We start from the raw sequence: 21,629 nt of genomic DNA on the forward strand, positions 1-21,629 counted from the left end.
CCCCGCCGCGCCCGCGCTCAGATCAGCGGCAGCTTGAACAGCATCAGCAGCGCGATCAGCTGGATCGAGCACGCCCCGAGCGCCTTCAGCCACGGCAGGTCGTGGGACTTGCCGACCATCGACGTCAGCAGCGCCGCGCAGGCGAGCCAGGTGAGCCAGCCGAGGAGCTGGACGAAGGAGTTGCCGCCGCCGAGGAAGAGCGCGAAGAGCAGCCGCGGCGCGTCGGTGAGGGACGTGACGAGCATGGCCAGGCCGATCGTGGGCGCCCAGGCGCCGTCGCCGCCGAGCTGGCGGGCGAGGGTGTTGGTGACCGCGCCGAGCGTCAGGCCGCACAGCACGACCATGACACCGGTGGTCAGCACCCACGGGATGCTCGCGGTGAGCGTGGTGTTGAGCACGTCGTGGCGCGCGGAGTCGAAGCCGAAGACGGCGAGCAGGCCGTAGACGAAGGTGACGGTGAGGGCCGGGCCCCACACCGTGTGGTCGCGCATCTGCCAGAACGTGCGGCCCGGGCGCAGCACGATTCCGCTCAGCAGGTCCTTCCAGTGCAGCCGCGGTCCGGCCGGCGGCGCCGCGGACCTGCCGGCCCGGTACGTCGCCACGTTGTCGTAGCCGTCGCCGCCGTACCCGCCGCGGTCGCCGTGACTCTCCGGGCCGTAGCCCTGACCGCCCCGCGGGCCGTAGCCCCCCTCGGACAGCGGGGCCGGCTCGCCCATCGTGAACGCGCGCGTGTGGCCCGGGGCGTCGTCGTGCGCCGCGGCGCCCGCCGGTCCCTGGGGGTAGTACTCCGGCTCGCCGCTCGCCGCCGGGTACGCGTCCGGCCGCTCGCGCCCGTACGGCTGTCCGTAGCCGGGCTGTCCGTACGGCTGTCCGTGCCCGGGCTGCCCGTACCCGGGCCGGTTCCGCCCGTACCCGGGCGGATAGCCGCCGCCGTCGCCCTGTCGATGCGTCTGTCCAGCCACCCTTCGAACGTACCCGCTCCCCGTCACCCCCGTGCGGGAGCCCGGGGAGCACGCGGCCATTGGGTCCAACCTGTGACACGTCCGGGAACCGCCCGCGCGGCGGGCCCGGTACGGTCGGGGCCGGGGAGCGACCACCGGAGCCAGGGGGAGGGCACGTGCCGAGGGCAGCGCGCGAACAGGGCCGTACGGGGGGCGGGGTCATGGGAGCCGCGGAGGCCGAGGGGACTGCGGAGGCCGAGGGGACTGCGGAGGCCGAGGGGACCGCGGAGGCCGAGGGGACCGCGGAGGTCCAGGGGCCGGCACCGCCACGAGGGTGACGACGGCAGGGCGGGGACGGCGGAGGACCCCGCGGCGTAGTGCCGCTGCCCTCGTGCTGGGCGTCACCGCGGCCGTCGCGCTCACCGGCTGCGGCGGATCGGGCGGTTCCGGCGGCGGATCGGACGACGCGAAGGCCCGCGCGTCCGCATCCTCCGGCGCGTCCGCCGACTCCGCCTCCGACTCCGACTCCGCGTCCCCCTCCGGTGCTTCCGGCGCCTCGGGCGTGCCGGTCCCGCCCGCGCCGCCCGCCACCGGCACGCCGAAGCCCGCGCCCGGCACGCTGCCGTCCCGGCTGGAGCCCGACGGCACCACGATCACCGTGGGCGACCCCGCCGCGCCGCACACGATCAGCGTCTACGAGGACCCGCGCTGCCCGGTCTGCGCGCGCTTCGAGAAGGCGAACGGCGCCAAGCTGACCGCCCTCGCCACCGCCGGACGGGTGAGGCTGCAGTACACGCTGGCCTCGTTCCTCGACGACAATTTCGGCGGCGGCGGCTCCAAGCGCGCCGTCAACGCCCTGCGCGCCGCCGTCGCCGCGAACCGGTTCGCGCCGCTGCACGCGCTGGTCTACGCACGGCAGCCGGAGGAGTCGCGGGACGGCTTCACCGTGCCGTTCCTGCTCCAGCTGGCCGGGCAGGTGCCGGGGCTGCGCGGTCCGGCCTTCGACGCGGCGGTGCGCGGCCAGACGTACGCGTCCTTCGTCAGCGGCTCGGAGCACGCCTTCGTCGCCTCGGGCGTCCAGGGCACGCCGACCGTCTCGATCGACGGGAAGCGGCTGACCGGCGACGTGCTGACCCCGGCGGGCTTCGAGGCCGCGCTCAAGCAGCACGGCCTCGACTGACCACCGGGGCCCGCCCCGGGCCTCCCCCGGCTACGACCCCGCGTCCGCCGCGACGCCCGCGGCTCCGTCCGCCTCGCCGCCGCCGTCACCGCCGTCAGGGCCGTCAGGGCCGTTCTCCGACCCGCCGCCGACCGCCGCGCCCACCGGCACCGGCGTGCGCACCGAGTCGAGCAGCAGCTGCGCCACGTCCACGACCTGGACCGACTCCTTCGCGGTGCCGTCGTTCTTCTTGCCGTTGACCGAGTCGGTCAGCATCACCAGGCAGAACGGGCAGGCGGTGGAGACGATGTCCGGGTCGAGCGACAGCGCCTCGTCCACCCGCTCGTTGTTGACGCGCTTGCCGATCCGCTCCTCCATCCACATGCGCGCGCCGCCCGCGCCGCAGCAGAAGCCGCGCTCCTTGTGGCGGTGCATCTCCTCGTTGCGCAGCCCCGGGACCTTGGCGATGATCTCGCGCGGCGGCGTGTAGACCTTGTTGTGCCGGCCCAGGTAGCACGGGTCGTGGTAGGTGATCAGGCCCTCGACCGGGGTGACGGGCACCAGCCTGCCCTCGTCCACCAGGTGCTGCAGCAACTGGGTGTGGTGGATGACCTCGTACTCGCCGCCGAGCTGCGGGTACTCGTTGGCCAGGGTGTTGAAGCAGTGCGGGCAGGTCGCGACGATCTTCTTGGACGCGCGCGGCTTGCGGCTCGCGGGGTCGACCTTGCCGTCGTCGTCCAGCTCCTCGCCGAACGCCATGTTGAGCATGGCGACGTTCTCCTGGCCGAGCTGCTGGAAGAGGAACTCGTTGCCCAGGCGGCGGGCGGAGTCGCCGGTGCAGTTCTCCTCGCCGCCCATGATCGCGAAGTTGACGCCCGCGATGTGCAGCAGCTCGGCGAAGGCCTTGGTGGTCTTCTTCGCACGGTCCTCCAGCGAGCCCGCGCAGCCCACCCAGTAGAGGTAGTCCACCTCGGTGAGGTCCTCGACGTCCTCGCCGACGACCGGCACCTCGAAGTCGACCTCCTTGACCCAGGCCAGCCGCTGCTTCTTGGGCAGGCCCCACGGGTTGCCCTTCTTCTCCAGGTTCTTGAGCATCGTGCCCGCCTCGGAAGGGAACGAGGACTCGATCATCACCTGGTAGCGCCGCATGTCCACGATGTGGTCGACGTGCTCGATGTCCACCGGGCACTGCTCGACGCAGGCGCCGCAGGTGGTGCAGGACCACAGCACGTCCGGGTCGATGACGCCGTTCTCCTCCGCGGTGCCGATGAGCGGGCGCTCGGCCTCGGCGAGCGCGGCGGCGGGGACGCCGGCCAGCTGCTCGGGGGTGCCCTGCTCCTCGCCCTCGGCGTTCTTGCCGCCGCCGGCCAGCAGATAGGGGGCCTTGGCGTGCGCGTGGTCGCGCAGCGACATGATCAGCAGCTTGGGGGAGAGCGGCTTGCCGGTGTTCCAGGCCGGGCACTGCGACTGGCAGCGCCCGCACTCGGTGCAGGTGGAGAAGTCGAGGATGCCCTTCCAGGAGAAGTGCTCGACCTGGGAGACGCCGAACTGGTCGTCCTCGCCCGGGTCCTCGAAGTCGATCGGGACGCCGCCGCTGGTCATCGGCTGGAGCGCGCCGAGCGCCACCGCGCCGTCGGCGTTGCGCTTGAACCAGATGTTCGGGAACGCCAGGAAGCGGTGCCAGGCCACGCTCATCGTGGTGTTCAGGCCCAGCACGATCGCCCAGACCATCGTGACGCCCAGCTTGATCATCGCGGTGAGGTACACGATGTTCTGCAGCGTGCCGGTGCTCAGCCCGCGGAAGGCGGCGACCAGCGGGTAGGAGGCGAAGTACCCGGCCTCGTAGTGGTCGACGCCGTGCAGCGCGCCCTCCAGGCCGCGCAGCGTCATGATCGCCAGACCGATGACCAGGACGACGTACTCCACGAAGTACGCCTGCCAGGCCGTCGAGCCGGCGAAGCGGGACTTGCGGCCGGCCCGCGAGGGCAGGTTGAGCAGCCGGATCACGATCAGCGTGAGGATGCCGAGGGTGGTCAGCGTGGCGATGAACTCGGTGTACAGCTCGTACGGCAGCCAGGTGCCGATCCACGGCAGGATCCAGTCGGCCTGGAAGAGCTGCCCGTAGGCGTTGACGATCGTCAGCGCGAGGGTGAGGAAGCCGACCGCGACGAACCAGTGCGCGACGCCGATGACGCCCCACTTGTTCATCCGGGTGTGCAGCGCGAACTCGCGGGCCAGCGTCTTGGTGCGCGACCACGGGTCGTCCGTGCGCGAGCCGGCCGGCACCGGCTGGCCGATCCGGACGGTCCGGTAGATCTGCGCGACGGCGAGGCTGATGAGCGCGATGCCGACCGCGGTGAGGACCAGCGACACGATGATCGCGGCGAGTTGCACGGGGCCTCCTCGGGCCTGCCTGATCCGAAACGTACTAAGCGGTAACTTACTCCGGTCTCGGCTGAGGTTACCCGGGTTTCCCGGGGCCATAAAGCCGCGCCGCTGGTGATCTGTGTCGCGCGCCCGGCCGGGGCCCGGCTGCGCGGCGGCCGGTGCGCGCGGGGTGCGCGGCCGTGGGGGGAGCGTACGCCGCGCGGCGGCGATTGAAGGCGCGCCGATCGTGACAAACATGGACAGGTCGGCGGACGGGTCCACGCGTGGGCGGAGGTGACCGGGAGATGCGCGGGGTGCTGCGCTGGACGGCGATCGCCACCGGGCTGGTCCTGGTGGCGGCGGCGGGCCTGGGGCTCGCGGCCTACCGCAGGTTCAGCGGCAACATCCGCACCGACCGCACCGCCGAACGGGTGCTCGCGCAGTACACGGCGCAGCGCCCGCCCGCGCTGGTGCCGGGCGCGCGCAACATCCTGGTGATGGGCGAGGAGGGTCCGCGGTCGCGTTCCGGCGAGGGTGTGGGGGCGGGGCCGGCGGGGGTACGGGGCCGGCGGGGGTGCGGGGCCGGCGGGGGTACGGGGCCGGCGGGGGTGCGGGGCCCGGCGCGGCGGCGGCTGGGTCCGACGCGAGTGCGGGGGCCGGGTCCGACGCGGACGCCGCGGTCCTGCTGCATCTGTCCGCCGGGCGCGGGCGCGCCGTCGTTCTCGGGGTGCCGGCGGCGCTGCGGGTGCGCGCGCCGGAGCACTGCGGCGCCACCGGGGCGTACGAGCGGTTCGGCGACGCCTTCCGGCGCGGCGGCGCGGCCTGCGCGATCAGGGCGTTCGAGGGGTTCGGCGGGGTGCGGGTCGACCACCACCTGGTGGTGGACCTGCGCGGCTACCGGCGGATCGCGGCGGCGGTGGGAGGGGGCGACGCGAGCGACGGGAGTGCGGCCGGGGGCGGCAGGAGCGACGGGAGCCCTGGGAGTACGGCCGGGGGCGACGGGAGCGACGGGAGTGCGGCCGGGGGCGGCGGGAGCCACGGGCGCGACGGGGACCGCCGCGGTGACCTGTTGCGCGCGCTGGCCCGCGAGGCCCGCGGCGGCGACGGCGGACTCGCCCACCCGGCCCGGCTCTACGGCTTCCTGGACACCGCGACCTCCTCGATCACCGCCGACCCCGGGCTCAGCTCGCTGGCCGCGCTGTACCAACTGGCCGGGGAACTGCGCGCGCTGCCGCCGGACGGGATCGCGTTCCGCACGGTCCCGCTGGGCGCGGGCGGCGCGCCGCGGGTCCCGGACGCCGACCTGCTCCTGGACGCCGTGCGGACCGACCGCCCGCCGCCCGCCGCCGCGGCGGCCCCTGCCGCGCGGGCGCCCGCCCCCGCATCCCCGCGGTCTCCCGCGCCCGGCCGACCCTCTCTTTATGCGCCGCCTACACGCGGCTAAGTTGAGTCGACCCGACTCATGTCATTTGACACCGCCGGAGGCGTCATGCACTCTTGAGCCAGTTGCACTCAAGTCAGGGTCACTGGAGGATTCACCATGGCACGTGCGGTCGGCATCGACCTGGGCACGACTAACTCCGTCGTCAGCGTTCTGGAAGGCGGCGAGCCCACCGTCATCACCAACGCAGAGGGCGCCAGGACCACGCCGTCCGTCGTCGCCTTCGCCAAGAACGGCGAGGTGCTGGTCGGCGAGGTCGCCAAGCGCCAGGCGGTCACCAACGTCGACCGGACCATCCGGTCGGTCAAGCGCCACATGGGCACCGACTGGAAGATCAACCTCGACGGCAAGGACTTCAACCCGCAGCAGATCTCGGCCTTCATCCTGCAGAAGCTGAAGCGGGACGCGGAGTCGTACCTGGGCGAGAAGGTCACCGACGCGGTGATCACCGTCCCCGCGTACTTCAACGACTCCGAGCGGCAGGCCACCAAGGAGGCCGGCGAGATCGCCGGTCTGAACGTGCTGCGGATCGTGAACGAGCCGACCGCCGCGGCCCTGGCGTACGGCCTGGACAAGGACGACCAGACCATCCTGGTCTTCGACCTCGGCGGCGGCACCTTCGACGTGTCGCTGCTGGAGATCGGCGACGGCGTGGTCGAGGTGAAGGCCACCAACGGCGACAACCACCTCGGCGGCGACGACTGGGACCAGCGCGTCGTGGACTACCTGGTCAAGCAGTTCCAGTCCGGCCACGGCGTCGACCTGGCCAAGGACAAGATGGCGCTGCAGCGTCTGCGCGAGGCCGCCGAGAAGGCGAAGATCGAGCTGTCCTCGTCGACCGAGACGTCGATCAACCTGCCCTACATCACCGCCTCCGCCGAGGGCCCGCTGCACCTGGACGAGAAGCTCACCCGGGCGCAGTTCCAGCAGCTCACCGCGGACCTGCTGGAGCGCTGCAAGACCCCGTTCCACAACGTCATCAAGGACGCCGGCATCCAGCTGTCCGAGATCGACCACGTGGTCCTGGTCGGCGGCTCCACCCGCATGCCCGCCGTCGCCGAGCTGGTGCGCGAGCTGACCGGCGGCAAGGAGGCCAACAAGGGCGTCAACCCGGACGAGGTCGTCGCCATCGGCGCGTCCCTGCAGGCCGGCGTCCTCAAGGGCGAGGTCAAGGACGTCCTGCTGCTCGACGTCACCCCGCTGTCCCTGGGCATCGAGACCAAGGGCGGCATCATGACCAAGCTGATCGAGCGCAACACCACGATCCCGACCAAGCGCTCGGAGATCTTCACCACCGCCGAGGACAACCAGCCGTCGGTGCAGATCCAGGTCTACCAGGGCGAGCGCGAGATCGCGGCGTACAACAAGAAGCTCGGGATGTTCGAGCTGACCGGCCTGCCGCCGGCCCCGCGCGGGATGCCCCAGATCGAGGTCACCTTCGACATCGACGCCAACGGCATCATGCACGTCGGCGCGAAGGACCTGGGCACCGGCAAGGAGCAGCGGATGACCGTCACCGGCGGCTCCTCGCTGCCCAAGGACGAGGTCGACCGGATGCGCCAGGAGGCCGAGCAGTACGCCGACGAGGACCACCGCAGGCGCGAGGCGGCCGAGACCCGCAACCAGGGCGAGCAGCTCGTCTACCAGACCGAGAAGTTCATCGCGGACAACAAGGACAAGCTCCCCGAGGACGTCAGGTCCGAGGTCGAGACCGCGATCGCGGACCTCAAGGAGAAGCTGAAGAACGAGTCGACCGACGAGGCCAACACCGCGGCGATCCGCGAGGCCAGCGAGAAGGTCGCGGCGACCAGCCAGAAGCTCGGCCAGGCGCTCTACGCCAACGCGCAGGCCGAGGGCGGCGCCTCCGCGACCGCCGGTGCGCCCGGTGACGGCGCCGGCGCCGACCAGGCCGCCGACGACGACGTGGTGGACGCCGAGATCGTCGACGACGAGAACGGCAAGAGGGATGGTGCCGCGTGACGGAGGAGCCGAAGGGCTTCGAGGAGCCCGACGTCCCCTCCGAGGCCGCCGACAAGCCGGACGACAAGGACGGCGCCAAGGACGCCGGGACCGCCGAGCAGGCGGGCCCGGCGGGCCGGGCGGCCCCGGGCGGGGACGCGACCGCGAAGGAAGTCACCGCCCTGCGGGCCCAGCTGGACCAGGTGCGCACCGCGCTCAACGAGCGCACGGGCGACCTCCAGCGGCTGCAGGCCGAGTACCAGAACTACCGCAGGAGGGTGGAGCGGGACCGCGTCGCGGTCAGGGAGATCGCGATCGCCAATCTGCTGACCGAACTGCTCCCGGTGCTGGACGACATCGGCCGGGCGCGTGAGCACGGCGAACTGGTCGGCGGCTTCAAGTCGGTGGCCGAGTCGCTGGAGACGGTGGCCGCCAAGCTGGGGCTGCAGCAGTTCGGCAAGGAGGGCGAGGCCTTCGACCCGCTGGTGCACGAGGCCCTGATGCACAGTTACTCGCCGGATGTCACGCAGACCACATGCGTGCAGATCCTCCAGCCCGGGTACCGCATCGGGGAGCGCAATCTCCGGCCCGCCCGGGTCGCGGTCGCCGAGCCCCAGCCCGGCAGCCACGGCAAGGACGAGGCCGCCGAGAAGGCCGGCAAGGCCGGCGGGAACGGGCCGGGTGCCAAGGGCGCCGAGGAGGACCAGGACGAGGACGGCAGGCAGCAGCCGGACGAGGAGACCGGTGGCCCGGACGAGGGCTGACCGGGCGCCCGGTGCGGACGCGGCGCGCGCGTCCGCGCCGGGCGGGACCGCGTGGCGCGGGACCGCCCGGGGCGCGCGGGGGTCGGAGCAGGTCGGAGAGGAGGGACGTCGGGGATGAGCATCAGCAGGGACCTGTTGGAGAAGGACCTGTACAAGGTTCTCGGCGTGCCCAAGGACGCCACCGACGCGGAGATCAAGAAGGCGTACCGCAAGCTCGCCCGTGAGTTCCACCCGGACGCCAACAAGGGCGACGCGAAGGCCGAGGAGCGCTTCAAGGAGATCTCCGAGGCCAACGACGTGCTGTCGGACGCCAAGCGCCGCAAGGAGTACGACGAGGGCCGCGCGCTGTTCGGCAACGGCGGCTTCCGCCCCGGGCCGGGCGCCGGCGGCGGCACCGGCGGCTTCAACTTCGACCTCGGCGACCTCTTCGGCGGCGCCGGCGGCGCGCCCGGCGGAGGCGGCGGCCAGGGCGGCGGCTTCGGCGGCGGCCTGGGCGACGTGTTCGGCGGCCTGTTCAACCGCGGCGGCGCCACCCGGGTGCAGCCGCGGCGCGGCCAGGACATCGAGTCCGAGGTGACGCTCAGCTTCACCGAGGCGGTGGACGGCGCCACGGTCCCGCTGCGGATGTCCTCGCAGGCGCCGTGCAAGGCGTGTTCCGGCACCGGCGACAAGAACGGCACGCCCCGGGTGTGCCCGACCTGCGTCGGCACCGGGCAGGTCTCGCGCGGCGGCGGTGGCGGCTTCTCGCTCACCGACCCGTGCGTGGACTGCAAGGGTCGCGGGCTGATCGCGGAGAACCCCTGCGAGGTCTGCCACGGCAGCGGGCGGGCCAAGAGCTCGCGCACCATGCAGGTCCGCATCCCGGCCGGCGTGACCGACGGGCAGCGCATCCGGCTGCGCGGCAAGGGCGCCCCCGGCGAGCGCGGCGGCCCGGCGGGCGATCTCTACGTGGTCGTGCACGTCGGCCGGCACCCGGTCTTCGGCCGCAGGGACGCCAACCTGACGGTCACCGTGCCGGTGACCTTCGTCGAGGCGGCGCTGGGCGGCGAGATCAGGGTGCCCACGCTGGGCGGGCCCCCGGTGACCCTGAAGCTGCCCGCCGGCACGCCCAACGGGCGTACGCTGCGGGCCCGCGGCAAGGGGGCGGTCCGCAAGGACGGCTCGCGCGGCGACCTGCTGGTGACCGTCGAGGTGGCGGTGCCGGACAAGACCGAGGGCAAGGCGCTGGACGCACTGGAGGCGTACCGGGAAGCGACCGCGGACACCGATCCGCGGGAGGAGCTGTTCAAGGCCGCAAAGGGAGCGTGAGCAGATGAGCATCGACGGCGGCGCCGGGATGGGAGGCGGGCCGGTGGGCGGCGGTGCGCGCGGACCGCGTGCGCCCCGCAACCCCTACCAGCTGACCGAGGAGACGCCGGTCTACGTCATCTCGGTGGCGGCCGAGCTGTCCGGGCTGCACCCGCAGACCCTGCGGCAGTACGACCGGCTCGGCCTGGTGTCCCCCGACCGCGCCGCCGGCCGCGGCCGGCGCTACTCCGCCCGCGACATCCAGCAGCTGCGCGAGGTGCAGCGGCTGTCGCAGGACGAGGGCATCAACCTGGCCGGCATCAAGCGGATCATCGAACTGGAGAACCAGGTCGCCGCGCTCCAGGCGCGCGTCGCGGAGCTGTCCGCGGCGGTCGAGGGCGCGGCCGCGGTGATCCAGCAGCGCGAGGCCGCCGTCCACGCCTCCTACCGCCGCGACCTGGTCCCGTACCAGGACGTCCAGCACACCAGCGCGCTGGTGGTCTGGCGCCCCAAGCGCGAGGGCTGAGCGAGGCGCCCGGCGGGGGACCGGCCCCGCCGGGCGGGAAAATTGCGGCGACACCGCGCGGGGGAGCCGCGTAGCGTCGGCAGCATGGAACCACTGTCCGAGGCCGAGATCCGCGCGTCCTTCGTGAACTGCTCGAAGGGGGAGGCGAAGCGGCTGAACCTGCCGCGCGACCTCGCGGAGCGGCCATGGGCCGACCTGGACTTCCTGGGCTGGCGGGACCCGGGCGCGCCGGACCGGGCGTATCTGGTCGTCCCGGCGGACGGCGGCGGCGGGACGGACGGCGGCGACGGGACGGACGGCGGCCCGGCCGACCGCACGGCCGGCGGCGGTCCGGTGGGCGTGACGCTGCGCGTCGCGCCGGGCGCCCGGCGCAGCCTGCTGCGCAGCAGCTTGTGCGGGCTGTGCCTGACCGGGCACAGCGGCGGCGGGGTGGACCTGCTCGCCGCCCCCCTGGCCGGGCCCGCGGGCCGACAGGGCAACACCGTCGGGCTCTACATGTGCGCCGACCTCGCGTGCTCGCTGTACGTGCGCGGGAAGAAGACCTCCGCGCTGGCCAAGCGCATGGAGGAGACGCTGACGCTGGAGGAGCAGATCGCGCGCACGCGGCGCAACGTGGCCGCGTTCCTGGATAAGGTCACGCGCGTCTCGGTGTGAGGTCGGACGGCGCCCGGCGCGGCGCCCCCGGCTCGCTGCGGCTGTCCCGGCTGTCCCGGCTGCCCGGCTTCCCGGCTGCCTCCACGGCCTTCGCGGACCCGGCGGGGCAGTCCCTCAGACCGAGCCCATCGCGCGGGTCAGCGCGATCTCGATGACCACCCGGTCCGGGTTCGGCGCGGGCGTGCGCCCGTAGCGCTCGGCGTAGCGGCGCACCGCCTCGGCGATCCTGGCCGGGTCCTCGCTGACCGTCGCGATCCCCTCCAGCGTGGCCCAGCGCCGCCCCTCGACCTGGCAGACCGCCACCCGCGCGCCCGCCGCCCCCGCCTGCCGCACGTGCGCGGCCTTGGCGCTGCCGGTGTTGGTGGTCACCCGGGCGAGTCCCGCCCCGGGGTCGTACGTCACGCCGACCGGCACCACGTGCGGGGTGCCGTCCGCGCGCGGCGTGGTCAGCGTGCACAGGTGGCGCTCGCGCCAGAAGTCCAGGTAGGCGGGGTCGGGCGAGCGGGGGTCGCGGCGGGCCATGGGCCGAGGGTAGCCGGGCGCGGCGCCGGGCCGGCCCGCCGCGGCGGAAGACCACCCCCACGACGTACGCCCCCCGCGGCCGCGGCGGACGTAGGCCCGCTCAGCCCAGCCGCACGGGCAGCGCCGCGACCCCCGCGCCGACGAATCCGGGCAGCGGCGGCAGCTCCGCGTCCGGCACGGCGAGGGTGAGCCCGGGGTGCGCGGCGTACAGGGTGCGCAGCGCGGTCACCGCCTCCAGGCGGGCCAGCGGCGCGCCCAGGCAGTAGTGCGCGCCGTGCCCGAATGACAGGTGGCGTACGCCGGCGCGGGTGACGTCGAAGCGGTCGGCGTCGGGGCCGTACGCGCGCGGGTCGCGCCCCGCGGCGGCGTATCCGGCGAGCACCGGGGTGCCGCGCGGCACCGTGACACCGTCCACGACGACGTCCTCGACCGGGTAGCGGAAGGGGAAGCTGGCCACCGGGCTGTCCCAGCGCAGCGTCTCCTCCACCACCGCGTCCCAGCCGACCTCGCCGCGCAGCACGGCCGCGAGCTGGTCGCGGTGCCCGCACAGGGCGCGGACGGCGTTGGCGATGAGGTTGAGGGTGGTCTCGTGGCCGGCCACGATCATCAGCAGCAGGGTGCCGGCCAGCTCCTGGTCGCTGAGCCGCTGCGCGCCGCCGTCCAGGCTCTCGTCGCGGGCCGCGATCAGCGCGCTGGTCAGGTCGTCGCCGGGCGCGGCCCTGCGGTCGCGGGCCACCCGCGCCAGGATCGCGTGGAGCTCGGCCTGCGCGGCCATCGCGTCGGGGCCGCCGCTGGAGGTGCTGACCAGCTTGTGGGTCAGCGTGTGCAGCCGGTCGCGGTGGGCGGTGTCCACGCCGAGCAGCTCGCACACCACCTCCATGGGCAGCGGGTACGCGAAGTGCCGGCGCAGGTCCACCACGCCGTCGGCGTCGGCGTGCCCGGGCAGCGCGGCGACCAGGCCGGCGGCCAGCCGCTCGATCCACGGCCGCAGCCCGGCCACCCGGCGCGGGGTGAACGCCGTGGACGCCAGCCCGCGCAGCCGCCGGTGGTCCTCGCCGTCGGCCGTGGTCATGCCGTCGACCAGCGCGAAGGCGTTGAGCTGCCACTGCTCGGGTACCCGCCCCTGCTGGTAGGCGGCGAAGTGCCGGGCGTTCTTGGCCACCCTGGGGTCGGTCAGGAAGTCCCGCAGCTCGCGGTACCGGGAGACGATCACCGCGTCCACCCCGCCGGGCAGGGAGACCGGGCAGGCGGCGGCCGTCTCGCGCAGGGCGGCGGCCTCGCCGTGCACGTCGGCGCCGGAGGCGTCCATGGAGTGCGTCATCCGCGCAGGATAGGCGGGCCGTTCCCGGGGGTGAAAGACCGCCCGCCTGTGCCTTGAGTGAGGTAGACTCAACTTGTCTCATGGTGGATGGGGCAAGCTCGCTCATCCCAGACACACGACCGTGAACCGACCGTGGACCGTCACGACCCAGGAGGGAACCCGCGCCCGTGGACGCCGAGCTGACCAACAAGAGCCGGGAGGCGATCAACGCCGCCAACACCCGGGCCGTCGCCGAGGGCAACCCCGACCTGACGCCCGCGCACCTGCTGCTCGCCCTGTTGAGCGGCACGGACAACGAGAACGTCCTGGACCTGCTCGCCGCCGCGGGCGCCGACCCGGCCGCCGTGCGCGCCGACGCCGAGCGCCTGGTCGCCGCGCTGCCGAAGGTCCAGGGCTCGACCGTGGCGCCCCCGCAGGCGAACCGTGACATGCTCGCCGTGATCGCCGACGCCTCCGAGCGCGCCAAGGAGCTGGGCGACGCGTACCTGTCGACCGAGCACCTGCTGATCGGGATCGCCGTCAAGGGCGGCCCGGCCGGCGAGGCGCTCACCAAGGAGGGCGCGAGCGGACGCAGGCTCCTCGACGCGTTCGAGACCGCGCGGGGAGGGCAGCGGGTGACCAGCCAGGACCCGGAGGACACGTACAAGGCGCTGGAGAAGTACGGCACCGACTTCACCGCCGCCGCCCGCGAGGGCCGGCTCGACCCGGTGATCGGCCGGGACGCGGAGATCCGCCGCGTGGTGCAGGTGCTGTCCCGGCGCACCAAGAACAACCCGGTGCTGATCGGCGAGCCCGGCGTCGGCAAGACCGCGGTGGTCGAGGGCCTGGCCCAGCGCATCGTCAAGGGCGACGTGCCCGAGTCGCTGCGCAACAAGCGGCTGGTCTCGCTCGACCTGGGCGCGATGGTGGCCGGCGCGAAGTTCCGCGGCGAGTTCGAGGAGCGGCTGAAGGCCGTGCTGGCCGAGATCAAGGACAGCGACGGCCGGATCATCACCTTCATCGACGAGCTGCACACCGTGGTCGGCGCGGGCGCCGGCGGCGACTCCGCGATGGACGCGGGCAACATGCTCAAGCCGATGCTGGCCCGCGGCGAGCTGCGGATGGTCGGCGCGACCACCCTGGACGAGTACCGCGAGCGGATCGAGAAGGACCCGGCGCTGGAGCGGCGCTTCCAGCAGGTGCTGGTCGCCGAGCCGTCGGTCGAGGACACCGTGGCGATCCTGCGCGGGCTCAAGGGCCGCTACGAGGCCCACCACAAGGTGCAGATCGCGGACTCGGCACTGGTGGCCGCGGCCACCTTGTCCGACCGCTACATCACCTCCCGCTTCCTCCCCGACAAGGCCATCGACCTGGTGGACGAGTCCGCGTCCCGGCTGCGGATGGAGATCGACTCCTCGCCGGTCGAGATCGACGAACTGCAGCGCTCGGTCGACCGGCTGCGGATGGAGGAGATGGCGCTGAAGAACGAGACCGACCCCGGCTCGGTGCAGCGCCTGGACAAGCTCCGCAAGGACCTCGCCGACCGGGAGGAGGAGCTGCGCGGCCTGACCGCCCGCTGGGAGAAGGAGAAGCAGGGCCTGAACCGGGTCGGCGAGCTCAAGGAGCACCTGGACGACATCGACACCCGGATCGAGCGCGCCCAGCGCGACGGCGACTTCGAGACCGCCTCCAAGCTGCTGTACGGCGAGAAGCCCCGGCTGGAGGCCGAGCTGGAGGAGGCCACCCGGGAGGAGCAGGAGGCCGCGGCGCAGGAGACCATGGTCAAGGAGGAGGTCGGCCCGGACGACATCGCCGACGTCGTCGCGGCCTGGACCGGCATCCCGGCCGGCGGCTGATGGAGGGCGAGACGCAGAAGCTGCTGCGGATGGAGGACGAGCTGGGCCGCCGGCTGATCGGCCAGACCGAGGCGGTGCGCGCGGTCTCCGACGCGGTGCGGCGCTCGCGCTCCGGCATCGCCGACCCGGACCGGCCCACCGGCTCCTTCCTCTTCCTCGGCCCGACCGGCGTCGGCAAGACGGAGCTGGCCAAGGCGCTCGCGGACTTCCTCTTCGACGACGAGCGGGCGATGGTCCGCATCGACATGAGCGAGTACGGCGAGAAGCACTCGGTGGCCCGGCTGGTCGGCGCGCCCCCCGGCTACGTCGGCTACGAGGAGGGCGGCCAGCTGACCGAGGCGGTGCGCCGCAGGCCGTACAGCGTGGTGCTGCTGGACGAGGTGGAGAAGGCCCACCCGGAGGTCTTCGACGTGCTGCTGCAGGTGCTGGACGACGGCCGGCTCACCGACGGCCAGGGCCGCACGGTCGACTTCCGGAACGTCATCCTGATCCTCACCTCCAACCTGGGCAGCCAGTACCTGGTCGACCCGTCGCTGGGCGAGGAGCAGAAGCGGGAGAACGTCCTGAGCACGGTCCGCGCGTCCTTCAAGCCCGAGTTCCTCAACCGGCTGGACGACACCGTGGTCTTCTCCGCGCTGACCAAGCCGGAGCTGCGCCGCATCGCGCGGCTGCAGACCGACCGGCTGGGCGAGCGGCTGAAGGACCGCAGGCTGACCCTGGAGGTCACCGACGCGGCGCTGGACTGGCTGGCCGAGGAGGGCAACGACCCGGCGTACGGGGCGCGCCCGCTGCGCCGCCTGGTCCAGACGGCGATCGGCGACCCGCTGGCCCGCGAGATCCTCTCCGGCGAGGTTCTCGACGGCCAGACCGTCCGCGCCGACCGCACCCCCGACGGCCTGATCGTCGGCCCGGTCACGACGCCGGAGCTCACCAAGTAGCCCGGCCGGGCCGCGCCGGGACGCGCGCAGGGCCAGGCCCGCCGCCCGAACGGGGTGGCGGGCCTGGCCCTTCCCGTACCGAAGCGGTTATGCTCAAGATTTGACAGATGCAGATCACTTGTTCACAAGGGCTGTTTTGCGAATGAGGTCACCATGCTGCTGAGCTTTCGCGTGGCGAACCACGGCTCGCTGCGCGAGCCGCAGGAGCTGAACCTCGTGCCCGTCTACGCCGATGAGCGCCCCGCGCTGACTGTGGCCGCGATCTTCGGGGCCAACGCCTCGGGCAAGTCCACGGTGCTGGACGCGTACCGCTTCTTCACTTTGGCGGTCAAGGAATCCCAGGCGCGATGGCTCCCGGACGCGCCGATTCCCCGGCGGCCCTTCCTGCTGGACCGGGAGAGCCGGACGCAGCCGTCCACGTACGCAGTCGATCTGGTCCTGGACGGGGTGCGGTACGTCTACGGTTTCGCGGTCACGGACACGGCCGTCACCGAGGAGTGGCTGTACGCGTACCCGAAAGGGCGGCGCCGGGTGCTGTTCGAGCGGGAGGGGATGACGCTCGACTACGGCTCAACCCTGACCGGCAACCGCGTCCAGATCGAGCGCACCCTGCGGCCGAACAGCCTCTACCTCTCGGCGGCGGCTCAGGGGGCGCACGGGCAGCTCAGCGCGATCTGGAGACACGTCGCCACGGGATTCGTCATCGATGACGACACACGCCAAGATCTGGGCCGGATCGGCGGAATGGCGGTCGCTATCACCGAGTCGTTCGAAGCCGAAGGACTCCCCGTACGCAAGGCGTTCCTCGCCGCTGCCGACCTCGGTGTGCACGGCGTCCGTCAGGGAGCCGAAAGGACGGTCAAACGCTTCGACAAGCCACCGGGCGATGGGTCATCCGGCCCGAGCGACGCCTTCCTCCAAGCCCTGCTGGCCGCGGCAGACCACACGGTGGAGTTCGTCCACCGCGTCGGCGACGAAGAGTTCGTGCTGCCCGAAGACGCCGAGTCGGCTGGTACGCGGACGTGGCTGCAGCTGACGGCCTTCGCTCTCAGCGCTGTGCTCGCGGGCGTTCCCCTTCTCGTGGACGAGATCGACATCAGCCTGCACCCGCTTCTCACCGCCAGGCTCCTCAAGCTCTTCCAGGACCCCGAGCTGAATCCGAAGGGCGCCCAGCTGATCTTCACCACCCACAGCGCGGCTCTCCTCGGCACCATGCTCGGCGACGAGGTCCTCCGCCGCGACCAGATCTGGTTCACCGAGAAGGACCCGCGTACCGCCGCCTCCACGCTGTATCCGCTCAGCGACTTCAAGCCGCGCAAGGGCGAGAACTTCGAGCGGCGCTACCTGGCCGGCAGCTATGGCGGCGTGCCGGTGCTGCCTGACGTCGACCACGAAAGGATCGTCAAGGCTATGTGGGAGGCACAGGGTGGCGCGGACGTTTCCGCGTGAGGGAGCGGGCCGGCGTCGGGGGCCGTACCGCGAGCCCGCCCGTACGATGCTCGTCGTCTGCGGCGGCCGGGAGACCGAGCGCCAGTACCTCCAGGGCTTGCGCGACCACGTCCGCAACCCCGCGGTCTCCGTGATCGTCAAGCCCAAGGTCGGCTCGCCGGCCCAGCTCGTTGCCTACGCGGGAAAGCTCCGCGCGCAGAACCGGGACGGCTATGACGAGGTCTGGTGCGTCTTCGACGTGGACGAGTTCACCGACATAGCCGATGCCGCGGTCGCCGCCCGGCGCCTCGGGATCGAGGTCGCGGTCTCGAATCCGTGCTTCGAGCTGTGGCTCCTCCTCCACTTCGCCGACCACACCGCGTTCGTCGGTGCGTACAAGAAGTTGCTGCCCCTGCTGGAGAAGCACGTGCCGGGGTACGACAAGTCACGGCTGGACTTCGCGCCGTACCGGGAGACGTACGAGGCGGCGGCCGAGCGCGCTCGGAAGCTTGAGGCGACCGGCCGGGACCACGGGCGGAACCCTTCGACCAGCGTGTGGCGGCTCACCGAGGGCATCGTTCGGCGCTGATCGACGTCCCGCGCCCGGGGCGGGGGCGGTGTGGTTGCCACGATGGGGGCCCGATGGGGGAGGATGGCGGGAGACGTCACGAAGGGACTCCACCGTGAGCATCGACCCGTCCTCGATTCCCAGTTTCGGGGGCCAGCAAGGACCCGAGCCGACCGGCCCCGGCGGCCAGGTCGTCAAGCCCGACCAGGAGCTGGTCAAGCAGCTGCTCGACCAGATGGAGCTGAAGTACCTCGTCGACGAGGAGGGCGACCTGGCGGCGCCCTGGGAGGAGTTCCGGACCTACTTCATGTTCCGCGGTGAGGGCGAGCAGGAGGTCTTCGCCGTCCGCACCTTCTACGAGCGCGAGTACAGCGTCGACGAGAAGCCGCAGCTGCACGAGGTCATCGACGACTGGAACCGCCGCACCCTGTGGCCGAAGGTCTACACCCACACCCACGACGACGGCTCGGTCCGCCTGATCGGCGAGGCGCAGACGCTGATCGGGCTCGGCGTGAGCCTGGAGCACTTCGTGTCCAGCACGGTGAGCTGGGTGCGTGCGTCGATCGAGTTCGACAAGTGGGTCGGCGAGACGCTCGGCCTGGAGCAGGACGCCGAAGGCGGTCCCGACGAGGGCGACGGCCCCGGGGGCTCCGAGCAGGACTGACGCGGGCGCCGCGGCGGCCCCGCGTCGGCGCGCCCGCGTCAGATCGGGATGCCGACCATGGTGAGCACATAGGCGCCGTACCCCAGCGAGACCCCGGCCAGCGCGACCACCGCCACCGCGGCGGCGCGCGGCCGGGCGCGGGCCAGGGCCGCCGCGCACGGCACCAGCAGCGGGAAGGCCGGCAGCAGGAAGCGCGGCTTGGACGAGTAGAAGTTCGCCCCGCCCAGCGCGATCACCACCAGCACCGCGGAGTACACCCACAGCGGCAGCGGCATCCGGTCCAGCGCCGCCAGCACCAGCAGCAGCACCGCGCCCGCGCACAGCGCCGTGGTCAGGTACGCGGTCAGCGAGTCGGTGGTCAGCACCATGTGCTTGACGTAGTGCAGCGCCCAGCGGCCGAAGTCGAAGTCCGAGCCCCAGCGGTGCTGCACCTCGAAGTACCCGTGCAGCAGGCCGCCGGCGCCCTCGCCGGACCCGGGCGGACCGCTCTGCGCGCCCACCCACATCACATAGCCGCACCAGCCCAGCGGCGCGAGGACCGCCGCCAGCCACGCCCGGAGGTCCTGGCGCAGCCCGTCGCGGCGCCGCCGCCACGCGTCGGCGAGCACCGCGGCGCCCACCGCGGCGGCCACCGCGACGCCGTTCGGCCGGCTCAGCCCGGCGAGCACGCTCAGACCCGCGGCGGCGAGCCAGCGCCGGGTCAGCGCCGCGTACAGCGCCCACGCCGCCAGCGCGCACATCATCGGCTCGGTGTACGCCATGGTGAGCACCACGGAGTACGGCGTCAGCCCCCACAGCAGCACCAGCGCGGTCGCGGCGCGCCGGCCGTAGCAGTGGTCGGCCACCGCGAACACGCCCCACGCGGCCAGCGCCGCGCTCACCCACGCGACCAGCAGTGCGCAGGCCACCGAGCCGACCGGCAGCACGGCGTCGGCGGCCCGCACGGTCATCGGGTAGAGCGGGAAGAACGCCAGGTCGCTGTAGCGCAGCCCGGGGTGCTCCCAGCCGGGGATGAAGGTGCCGTAGCCCCACTGGGCGATGCGGTGGTACCACAGGCCGTCCCACTCCAGGCCCAGCACGTTGCGCGGGTGGTCCCCGCGGCGGTGGGCGACCAGCGCGACCACCGCGACGCCGGCCAGTCGCGCGACCACGAACGCGGTCACCGCGGGCATCACCCGCCGCCAGGCCGCGCCCGCGCGACGCCACGGCCCGTACGCCGTGCCGGGCGGGGCCCCCGCGCCGCCCGAGCTGCCCGGCGCGCCGGACCCGCCCGGCGCCGCTGCGGCCCCGGACGGGTCCGTCGGCGGGTCGGACGGGCCGGACGGGCCCGACGCGGACGGGTCCGCGGTCCCCGGCGCGGGCGCGGTCGTGGACACGCGGCGGCTCCCTTGCTCCACCCGAAAACGAACGAGCCGGGAGGAACCATGCGTCTGCGGGTCGAACCGGCTACGAGTCGGACAACCCGACTATCCGCGCCGGCGGCCCCGGTCGGGGGCAGACACGCCGGTCAGGAGCGGGAGCGCGCGGAGACGATCGCGGCGGGACGGTCCGCGCCGCGCCGCGTGGGGATCACTTCCTGCCGCGCCGCTTGCGGTTCGGCGAGGGCTGCTCGGGAACGGTGGGAGGCGCCGTCTCGTGCTTGAAGTAGACGGTGACATGGCGGGCCAGGTCGGAGTACTCGGCCTGGGTCAGGCCGACGCCGGCCTGGCGCAGCACCGCCTGGACCAGTTGCCAGCGCTCCTCGACGCGGTCCTCGACGGCTCCGACGGGGGCGGCTCCGGAGGCCGCGGCCTCAGCCGCCGCCTTCTCGGCCTCGCGCTCGGCCTCCTCGATCGCGCGCAGCTCCTGCGCGGCCTCGGGACGCCCGGCGGCCTCCAGGTCCTCGGGTGTCACGTGGACGACGTGGGCCATCCTGGCCAGCGTCCGGTCGGGGCTGCGGAAGCTGGCCTTGGAGCCGCCGACGGACTGGTAGCCCGAGACGATCTGGCGCCAGCGGGCCTCGCTTATGTCGGCCTGTCGCGCGGCCTCTCGCTGGGAGATGGCCACTTTTTCCAGGGCGGCTTTGATCAGCTCGCCCTCGGGCGGGGTGGGCGGACGGTCATTCATGGAGCGAGCTTCGCACAACTACGCAGTCCGCGTCCACCCCTTCGGAAAACTCGGAGGGTGAATCTTCCGTGACTGCCCGTGTGCTCCCCGGCGGAGCGCCGGAGCGCCGGAGGGCAAACGCGTAGTATGTGCGTACTACTTGTACGAACGGCTACTGCGCGCTACTTTGTGCTCATGAAACCCCGTACTCGGACCCGGCCGAGGCGGCTGCATCAGGAGCCGGAGGCCGTCACGTGGGCGCGGCAGAAGTGTGGCCTGACCAAGCGCGCGCTGGCCGATCTCGTCGGCATCTCCGAGCAGTTGATGGGGGAGATCGAGTCGGGCTGGCGCAGCGCGACGCCCGCGAACCTGGCGAAGATCGCCGCGGCGCTCAACTGTCCCATCGTGGTGCTGGAGCGGAAGCGGTACGGGGCCGCGGCGCAGGACGGCGCCGGCCCGGGGGAGTCCTAGGGCGCTCGCGGGCCAGGTCTTAGAGGTTCGGCCGCGGGTCCGTGGCCAGGCGGGCGTGCAGGTGGGAGTCGTGCCGCTGTCCGGAGTGGTCGATGAAGCACTCCCGCAGCGTGCCCTCGGTGACGAAGCCCGCGCGGGTGGCGACGCGGCAGGAGCCGGGATTGGCCAGCGCGTGGTCCAGGCTGATCCGATGCAGGCCGAGGCCGCCCCCGCCGGCCGGGCGGAAGGCCCAGGTGGCGGCGGCGTCGAGGGCGCGGGCCGCGACCGCCCGGCCGCGCGCGGCCGGGGTCACCCAGTACGCGGCGACGGCCTGGTCCGGCACGCGGTGCACGTCGCGCAGCCCGACGTAGCCGAGGAGCGCGCCCCCGTCAGCCTCGGTGACCGCGAAGGCGGCGGTGCCGTTGGCCCACGCGTTCAGCCGGGCGGCCAGCCAGATCCGGCCGCGGTCGGCCGGGGCGGCGTCGTTGACCACGCGCCCCGCCGCCCAGCGCAGGATGCCGGGGTCCTGCATCGCCTCGCCGACGGCCGGCTCGTCGCTCGCGGCGAGCGGGCGCAGCAGCAGGTCGCCCACGGTGAGGGTGCGGGGAGTGAGCAGGGACGCCGAGGTCATGGCCAAAGCTTATGGGGCGCGTTCGGTGACGCCCGGCTGGTGGGGGTGTCACTCGAAAGTAGGCAAAATCCTGCTGATCCGGACTCTGG

At 73.1% G+C, this 21,629-nt stretch carries 18 protein-coding genes and 1 pseudogene; 12 read left to right on the forward strand and 7 right to left on the reverse strand.

The features are described from left to right. Nucleotides 1–17: 17 nt before the first annotated feature. Nucleotides 18–1,022 carry a Yip1 family protein gene (locus tag VSR01_RS21210; RefSeq protein WP_442785512.1) on the reverse strand — a complete coding sequence of 335 codons (1,005 nt, stop codon included), beginning with the start codon at nucleotides 1,020–1,022 and terminating at the stop codon, nucleotides 18–20. Between the two features lie 310 nt (nucleotides 1,023–1,332). Between VSR01_RS21210 and VSR01_RS21215 the strand changes: the two genes are divergently transcribed. Next, the gene (locus VSR01_RS21215) at nucleotides 1,333–2,121 is read left to right on the forward strand and encodes a thioredoxin domain-containing protein (RefSeq protein WP_326450757.1); all 789 of its coding nucleotides are present in this window, start codon (nucleotides 1,333–1,335) and stop codon (nucleotides 2,119–2,121) included. Nucleotides 2,122–2,151: 30 nt separating this feature from the next. On the opposite strand, the gene VSR01_RS21220 is transcribed toward VSR01_RS21215, so the two are convergent. Then, complete coding sequence (locus VSR01_RS21220) at nucleotides 2,152–4,494, reverse strand: (Fe-S)-binding protein (RefSeq protein WP_326450758.1); 2,343 nt, start codon at nucleotides 4,492–4,494, stop codon at nucleotides 2,152–2,154. 547 nt (nucleotides 4,495–5,041) lie between these two features. Here VSR01_RS21220 and VSR01_RS21225 point away from each other — a divergent pair. The 6 genes from VSR01_RS21225 (at nucleotide 5,042) to VSR01_RS21250 (ending at nucleotide 11,098) form a co-directional block, all read left to right on the forward strand. After that, nucleotides 5,042–5,911: an LCP family glycopolymer transferase gene (locus VSR01_RS21225; RefSeq protein WP_326450759.1), complete on the forward strand. Its 870-nt coding sequence runs from the start codon at nucleotides 5,042–5,044 to the stop codon at nucleotides 5,909–5,911. 96 nt (nucleotides 5,912–6,007) lie between these two features. Beyond that, nucleotides 6,008–7,888 (forward strand): molecular chaperone DnaK, encoded by a 1,881-nt coding sequence (gene dnaK / locus VSR01_RS21230; RefSeq protein WP_326450760.1) that lies wholly within the window; start codon nucleotides 6,008–6,010, stop codon nucleotides 7,886–7,888. Next, nucleotides 7,885–8,631 carry a nucleotide exchange factor GrpE gene (gene grpE / locus VSR01_RS21235; RefSeq protein WP_326450761.1) on the forward strand — a complete coding sequence of 249 codons (747 nt, stop codon included), beginning with the start codon at nucleotides 7,885–7,887 and terminating at the stop codon, nucleotides 8,629–8,631. Before dnaK ends, grpE begins: the two co-directional genes overlap by 4 nt. Before the next feature lie 114 nt (nucleotides 8,632–8,745). Beyond that, on the forward strand, nucleotides 8,746–9,939 hold the full coding sequence (gene dnaJ / locus VSR01_RS21240; protein ID WP_326450762.1) for a molecular chaperone DnaJ: 1,194 nt from the start codon (nucleotides 8,746–8,748) through the stop codon (nucleotides 9,937–9,939). Between the two features lie 28 nt (nucleotides 9,940–9,967). Continuing rightward, the gene (locus VSR01_RS21245) at nucleotides 9,968–10,444 is read left to right on the forward strand and encodes a heat shock protein transcriptional repressor HspR (RefSeq protein ID WP_326453746.1); all 477 of its coding nucleotides are present in this window, start codon (nucleotides 9,968–9,970) and stop codon (nucleotides 10,442–10,444) included. 84 nt (nucleotides 10,445–10,528) lie between these two features. Beyond that, on the forward strand, nucleotides 10,529–11,098 hold the full coding sequence (locus tag VSR01_RS21250; RefSeq protein ID WP_326450763.1) for an FBP domain-containing protein: 570 nt from the start codon (nucleotides 10,529–10,531) through the stop codon (nucleotides 11,096–11,098). Nucleotides 11,099–11,212: 114 nt separating this feature from the next. Here VSR01_RS21250 and VSR01_RS21255 read toward each other — a convergent pair whose 3' ends face one another. Both VSR01_RS21255 and VSR01_RS21260 read right to left on the reverse strand, forming a co-directional pair. Beyond that, nucleotides 11,213–11,620 carry a pyridoxamine 5'-phosphate oxidase family protein gene (locus tag VSR01_RS21255; RefSeq protein WP_326450764.1) on the reverse strand — a complete coding sequence of 136 codons (408 nt, stop codon included), beginning with the start codon at nucleotides 11,618–11,620 and terminating at the stop codon, nucleotides 11,213–11,215. A gap of 100 nt (nucleotides 11,621–11,720) precedes the next feature. Next, nucleotides 11,721–12,941 (reverse strand): cytochrome P450 family protein, encoded by a 1,221-nt coding sequence (locus VSR01_RS21260; RefSeq protein ID WP_326450765.1) that lies wholly within the window; start codon nucleotides 12,939–12,941, stop codon nucleotides 11,721–11,723. Between the two features lie 167 nt (nucleotides 12,942–13,108). On the opposite strand from VSR01_RS21260, the pseudogene clpB reads away from it, so the two are divergent. From clpB to VSR01_RS21280, 4 genes and pseudogenes are all read left to right on the forward strand, one after another. After that, a pseudogene (gene clpB, locus VSR01_RS21265) lies at nucleotides 13,109–15,714 on the forward strand (ATP-dependent chaperone ClpB). Between the two features lie 153 nt (nucleotides 15,715–15,867). Then, complete coding sequence (locus VSR01_RS21270) at nucleotides 15,868–17,163, forward strand: AAA family ATPase (RefSeq protein WP_326450766.1); 1,296 nt, start codon at nucleotides 15,868–15,870, stop codon at nucleotides 17,161–17,163. Nucleotides 17,164–17,209: 46 nt separating this feature from the next. Next, nucleotides 17,210–17,731 (forward strand): RloB family protein, encoded by a 522-nt coding sequence (locus VSR01_RS21275; RefSeq protein WP_326450767.1) that lies wholly within the window; start codon nucleotides 17,210–17,212, stop codon nucleotides 17,729–17,731. 94 nt (nucleotides 17,732–17,825) lie between these two features. Beyond that, nucleotides 17,826–18,374, forward strand: coding sequence for a YbjN domain-containing protein (locus VSR01_RS21280; RefSeq protein ID WP_326450768.1), 549 nt, complete (start codon nucleotides 17,826–17,828; stop codon nucleotides 18,372–18,374). A gap of 38 nt (nucleotides 18,375–18,412) precedes the next feature. Here VSR01_RS21280 and VSR01_RS21285 read toward each other — a convergent pair whose 3' ends face one another. Further along, nucleotides 18,413–19,750, reverse strand: a complete 1,338-nt coding sequence (locus tag VSR01_RS21285; protein WP_326450769.1) for a hypothetical protein — start codon at nucleotides 19,748–19,750, stop codon at nucleotides 18,413–18,415. Between the two features lie 193 nt (nucleotides 19,751–19,943). Then, nucleotides 19,944–20,480 (reverse strand): helix-turn-helix transcriptional regulator, encoded by a 537-nt coding sequence (locus VSR01_RS21290; protein WP_326450770.1) that lies wholly within the window; start codon nucleotides 20,478–20,480, stop codon nucleotides 19,944–19,946. A 174-nt stretch (nucleotides 20,481–20,654) separates the two neighbouring features. Here VSR01_RS21290 and VSR01_RS21295 point away from each other — a divergent pair, with 174 nt between their 5' ends. Next, nucleotides 20,655–20,930, forward strand: a complete 276-nt coding sequence (locus VSR01_RS21295) for a helix-turn-helix domain-containing protein (protein ID WP_326450771.1) — start codon at nucleotides 20,655–20,657, stop codon at nucleotides 20,928–20,930. A gap of 19 nt (nucleotides 20,931–20,949) precedes the next feature. Here the strand turns inward: VSR01_RS21295 and VSR01_RS21300 are convergent, their stop codons facing one another. After that, nucleotides 20,950–21,540, reverse strand: a complete 591-nt coding sequence (locus tag VSR01_RS21300; protein WP_326450772.1) for a GNAT family N-acetyltransferase — start codon at nucleotides 21,538–21,540, stop codon at nucleotides 20,950–20,952. Between the last annotated feature and the right edge of the window lie 89 nt (nucleotides 21,541–21,629).

The sequence above is a fragment of the Actinacidiphila sp. DG2A-62 genome (assembly GCF_035825295.1).
In the GTDB taxonomy this organism is placed as follows: domain Bacteria; phylum Actinomycetota; class Actinomycetes; order Streptomycetales; family Streptomycetaceae; genus Actinacidiphila.

Bases quoted from the DNA above. Each gene is read 5' to 3' on its own strand.
- VSR01_RS21270 (WP_326450766.1), top strand. From the start codon at position 15,868: ATGCTGCTGAGCTTTCGCGTGGCGAACCACGGCTCGCTGCGCGAGCCG.
- VSR01_RS21290 (WP_326450770.1), bottom strand. From the start codon at position 20,480: ATGAATGACCGTCCGCCCACCCCGCCCGAGGGCGAGCTGATCAAAGCC.
- VSR01_RS21275 (WP_326450767.1), top strand. From the start codon at position 17,210: ATGCTCGTCGTCTGCGGCGGCCGGGAGACCGAGCGCCAGTACCTCCAG.
- VSR01_RS21295 (WP_326450771.1), top strand. From the start codon at position 20,655: ATGAAACCCCGTACTCGGACCCGGCCGAGGCGGCTGCATCAGGAGCCG.
- VSR01_RS21245 (WP_326453746.1), top strand. From the start codon at position 9,968: ATGGGAGGCGGGCCGGTGGGCGGCGGTGCGCGCGGACCGCGTGCGCCC.
- VSR01_RS21260 (WP_326450765.1), bottom strand. From the start codon at position 12,941: ATGACGCACTCCATGGACGCCTCCGGCGCCGACGTGCACGGCGAGGCC.
- VSR01_RS21255 (WP_326450764.1), bottom strand. From the start codon at position 11,620: ATGGCCCGCCGCGACCCCCGCTCGCCCGACCCCGCCTACCTGGACTTC.
- VSR01_RS21250 (WP_326450763.1), top strand. From the start codon at position 10,529: ATGGAACCACTGTCCGAGGCCGAGATCCGCGCGTCCTTCGTGAACTGC.
- VSR01_RS21210 (WP_442785512.1), bottom strand. From the start codon at position 1,022: ATGGCCGCGTGCTCCCCGGGCTCCCGCACGGGGGTGACGGGGAGCGGG.
- dnaK (WP_326450760.1), top strand. From the start codon at position 6,008: ATGGCACGTGCGGTCGGCATCGACCTGGGCACGACTAACTCCGTCGTC.
- dnaJ (WP_326450762.1), top strand. From the start codon at position 8,746: ATGAGCATCAGCAGGGACCTGTTGGAGAAGGACCTGTACAAGGTTCTC.
- VSR01_RS21300 (WP_326450772.1), bottom strand. From the start codon at position 21,540: ATGACCTCGGCGTCCCTGCTCACTCCCCGCACCCTCACCGTGGGCGAC.